Genomic DNA, 4477 nt, shown 5'->3' with positions numbered 1-4477 from the left:
CCTGGCCTTGATCCTGCATATTGAACCCAACATATCGATTCTTTTTCAAACTATGAGCTCCGACATTGGAAGTCATAATCAAGATTGTATTACGGAAATCTACTGTCCTGCCCTTTGAATCCGTCAGACGTCCATCTTCTAATACCTGTAACAGGATATTAAAGACATCCGGGTGCGCTTTTTCAATTTCATCAAGGAGCACTACGGAATATGGCTTACGGCGAACCTTTTCTGTCAATTGTCCGCCTTCCTCATATCCAACATACCCTGGAGGTGATCCAACAAGGCGGGATGTTGAATGTTTCTCCATATATTCAGACATATCTATTCTAATCATTGCATCTTCATCGCCAAACATTGACTCAGCCAGTGCTCTTGCCAATTCTGTTTTACCAACCCCTGTAGGGCCAAGGAAGATAAATGACCCGATTGGACGTTTAGGGTCTTTTAGTCCGGCTCTTGCTCTGCGCACAGCTTTAGATATAGCTATAACCGCTTCTTCCTGACCAATGACACGGTTATGGAGAATCTCCTCCATGTTTAGAAGCTTATCAGATTCAGTTTGCGCAAGCTTCGTAACCGGTATACCAGTCCAGCTCGATACAACGTGCGCAATATCTTCTACAGTAACTTCGCTGTTTTCTTTCCCTTGTTTCTCTTTCCAATCACGTTTTGTATTCTCAAGTTCTTCACGTAATTTTTGCTCGATATCACGCAATGATGCCGCTTTTTCAAATTCCTGACTTTGAACAGCCGCATCCTTCTCTTTTCGTGCCTCTTCCAGGCGCACTTCAAGCTCCTTTAAATTAGGCGGCGTGGTGTAGGAACGAAGTCTTACCTTGGAACCTGATTCATCGATCAGGTCAATTGCCTTATCTGGTAGGAACCGATCTGAGATATACCGATCAGATAACTTAACTGCAGCATCGATTGCTTCATCTGTGATTGATACCCTGTGATGTGCCTCATAGCGATCGCGCAAGCCTTTAAGTATTTGGATAGATTCCTCAATTGTTGGCTCATCCACCTGAATAGGCTGAAAGCGTCTTTCCAAAGCTGCATCTTTTTCAATATATTTTCGATATTCATCGAGGGTTGTAGCCCCGATACATTGCAATTCCCCTCTAGCCAATGAAGGTTTTAGAATATTGGAGGCATCAATCGCCCCTTCTGCTCCACCTGCACCAATTAAGGTATGGAGTTCATCAATAAATAGAATAATATTACCCGCAGCACGAATTTCGTCCATTACTTTTTTGAGGCGATCTTCAAATTCACCGCGATATTTCGTACCGGCAACTACTGTACCCATATCAAGCGTCATAACTCTTTTATCTCGAAGAATCTCAGGGACTTCATTATTAACGATTTGTTGGGCGAGCCCTTCTGCAATCGCTGTTTTACCGACTCCCGGTTCACCAATAAGCACAGGATTATTTTTAGTACGACGACTTAATACCTCAATAACCCGTTGTATTTCTTTATTTCGCCCTATAACTGGATCCAGGCTGCCTTCTCTGGCAATCACAGTCAGATCACGGGCAAGGCTATCTAAGGTAGGCGTGCTTGCTGCAGAAGCTGATCCTCCCTGATGAATACCTGCTTCATTGCTGCCTAAGAGCTGTAATACCTGTTGTCTTGCTTTATTTAAGCTTACACCCAGATTATTCAGAACACGGGCTGCTACACCTTCGCCTTCACGAATTAACCCTAATAAGACATGTTCAGTACCCACATAAGAATGTCCCAGCTTTCTCGCTTCATCCATAGACAATTCAATGACTTTTTTAGCACGAGGAGTATAATGAATAGTTTGTACAGTCTCAGATCCCTTACCAATCAGGTTCTCAACCTCTTCCTGAATTTTTTCAGGACTTAACCCAAGAGCATAGAGAGCTTTAGCAGCTATTCCATCCCCTTCTCTCACTAAACCAAGCAAGATATGTTCAGTGCCAATATTATTATGCCCAAGCCTAATTGCCTCTTCCTGTGCAAGTGCCAATACTTTTTGTGCTCTTTCTGTGAATCGACCAAACATCATTATGTGTTCCTCCTATTCATCTTGTGTTTTATCTTCCATCAATAATCGATCCCTGATTAAAGTAGCCCTTCGAATATCCCTGTTTTTTGAATTCAACTCTCCTCCTGCATATCGCTGAAGGAATCCAGGCTGAGTAACAATCATTAATTCATTTAATATATGTTTAGATATATTAGGAATGTAACCTAAATCAATACCTAATCTAACATCTGATAAACATTTTGCCGCTTCCTTGGATTCAATGATTCTGGCATGAGACAGTATACCAAGTGAACGGAAAACCCTATCTTCCAATTGTATGTTTGATGATTGTACTAATGTGTCCCTTGCTGCTTTTTCCTGCATAATAATCTGTTCCACTACACTGGTTAAATCATCAACGATGTCTTCCTCGGTCTTTCCGAGCGTCATTTGATTGGATATTTGGAATATATTCCCCAGTGCCTCACTGCCCTCACCATAGATACCGCGCACAACCAATCCCAATTGATTAATAGCAGATACTACTCTGTCTATCTGTCTTGTTAATACAATGCCCGGTAAATGAACCATGACAGATGCTCTTAACCCAGTTCCAACATTCGTGGGACAACTCGTTAGATATCCAATTTTTTCATCGAATGCATAGTCCAATTCACTCTCTACCCAATCATCAATTCGGCTGGCTACTTCGAGAGCCTCAGAAATTTGCAGTCCAGGGAATAGACATTGAATCCGGATATGATCTTCTTCATTAACCATTATGCTGACTTCTTCATTTTCTGAAATTAGACAGGCTCCTACATCTTTATGTTTTGCCAACAGCGGGCTTATTAAATGCTTTTCTACCAGTACTTGCTTATCTAATGGATTTAGATCTATCATTTTTACCATTTCCAAGTGTCCTAAACCTGAAAGATACTGACCGCCAATACGATCTTCAACTTTTTTTAGTAATCTTTTGGCTTCTTCCTGTGAAAAAACAATTGGAAAGGCAACATTTTTTACGTTTCTGGCTAATCGGACTCTTGAGCTCAATACAATATCTGATTCTGGTCCTTCCTGGTTCATCCATGAGCTGATGGCATTTTCCATAAAGTGTTCAATTGTCATTTTTGTTCGCCCCCTTCTTGAGAGGCTTCAATTTCCTTCTCTAATGAACGAATCTGATCCCTGACTTCTGCTGCCTTCTCAAATTCCTCTGCCTCTACATAACCATTGATTTGAGCCTTTAAATCATTTATTTGCTTTCTTATATGTAAAGTTCCACCAGCACGTTTAGGAATTTTGCCGTTATGATGAACATTCCCTCCATGCAGTTTTCTTAAAATAGATTCTAAATATGGATTGAATGTCTTATAGCACTCCGAACATCCAAATCTACCGATATTAACAAATTCACGATATGTTAACCCACAATGGGGACATGTCAGTTGATCTTCATTACTAAAGGAGGATTTAGAGTTGGTAGATTTCATACCTAATCCCATATTTAATAAACCCGCTAACAGATTATTGAATGAAAAGAAATCGCCTTTTTCATCAGCACAATATTCACAAAGGTTTACTTCCGTTTGTTTACCGTTAACGATTTTTGTAACCTTCATCGTAGCGGGTCTTTCGTTACATTCCTGACAAAGCATTGTTTTCACCCTCCCCGTAGCAACTCATTTATACCTTAATGTCATAAACATCGCCTTTAAGATTCTCGCACGCAATTCATCTCGTTCAGGTAAATCATAATGGAGTACAGAACGGTCCATTACACTCAACATGATTTTTGCTTCTCGAGAAGATATAACTTCTTCCTCAACTAATCTGCCAATCAAATCCTCAGAATTACTTTGCGAGATACGCTGTCCAACCAAATTACTGATTTGTTCAATTAAATGTGCTCTGTCATGGGACTGCACCCGCATTATACGAATATAACCCCCGCCACCCCGTTTACTTTCTACCAGATAACCTCTTTCGATCGTAAAACGAGTATTGATCACATAATTAATTTGAGAGGGAACGCATTGGAACTTATCAGCAATTTCGCTTCTTTTAATCTCTACCAATTCTTTCTCGCTTATATCGAGAACGCTCTTCAAATAATTTTCAATAATATCGGAAATATTTTTCATATAGGCTCCCCCTCTCACCATTTTGACTTTGACTATATTTGACTATAATTATACAAAAGCATCCTCAATTTGGCAATCATTATACTTTACTCTAACCTTTTATATGTATACTGCACAATTGACTTTTTATAAAAAACCAATACTTCAATTCTACCCAAATTTCCTTTTTTAAAACCCTGAAACCTTCTTATAAAAAGGATCTTTTTTCTTTAAAATACAAAAAAACCAGTTCAATTTGAACTGGTTTTGTCTGCCCGGCAACGTCCTACTCTCACAGGGACTCGCGTCCCAACTACCATCGGCGCTGAAGAGCTTAACTTCCGTGTTC

The 4477-nt window shown here is 40.0% G+C and carries 4 protein-coding genes and 1 rRNA gene; all 5 read right to left on the bottom strand.

Features of this window, described 5'->3' with window-relative positions; genetic code table 11:
- On the bottom strand, positions 1-2041 hold a 2041-nt coding region (gene clpC, locus AC4D4A_RS19250), incomplete at its 3' end, for an ATP-dependent protease ATP-binding subunit ClpC (RefSeq protein WP_490997313.1).
- Between the two features lie 12 nt (positions 2042-2053).
- Positions 2054-3133, bottom strand: coding sequence for a protein-arginine kinase McsB (mcsB, locus tag AC4D4A_RS19245; protein WP_490997312.1), 1080 nt, complete (start codon positions 3131-3133; stop codon positions 2054-2056).
- Complete coding sequence (mcsA, locus tag AC4D4A_RS19240; RefSeq protein ID WP_490997311.1) at positions 3130-3663, bottom strand: protein-arginine kinase activator protein McsA; 534 nt, start codon at positions 3661-3663, stop codon at positions 3130-3132. The genes mcsB and mcsA overlap by 4 nt, the downstream gene beginning before the upstream one ends.
- Before the next feature lie 24 nt (positions 3664-3687).
- Entirely contained in the window at positions 3688-4149 is a 462-nt protein-coding gene (locus tag AC4D4A_RS19235; RefSeq protein ID WP_066103078.1) for a CtsR family transcriptional regulator, read from the bottom strand.
- 252 nt (positions 4150-4401) lie between these two features.
- A 5S ribosomal RNA gene (gene rrf / locus AC4D4A_RS19230) occupies positions 4402-4477 on the bottom strand; the annotation flags it as partial.

The sequence above is a fragment of the Pradoshia sp. Z5_111 genome, from assembly GCF_058267535.1.
Note: the sequence above shows the minus strand (reverse complement) of the source record. Positions and strands in the feature narration are given on the sequence as shown.

Coding starts and splice junctions, on each gene's coding strand:
- mcsB (WP_490997312.1), bottom strand. CDS start 3,133: ATGACAATTGAACACTTTATGGAAAATGCCATCAGCTCATGGATGAAC.
- mcsA (WP_490997311.1), bottom strand. CDS start 3,663: ATGCTTTGTCAGGAATGTAACGAAAGACCCGCTACGATGAAGGTTACA.
- AC4D4A_RS19235 (WP_066103078.1), bottom strand. CDS start 4,149: ATGAAAAATATTTCCGATATTATTGAAAATTATTTGAAGAGCGTTCTC.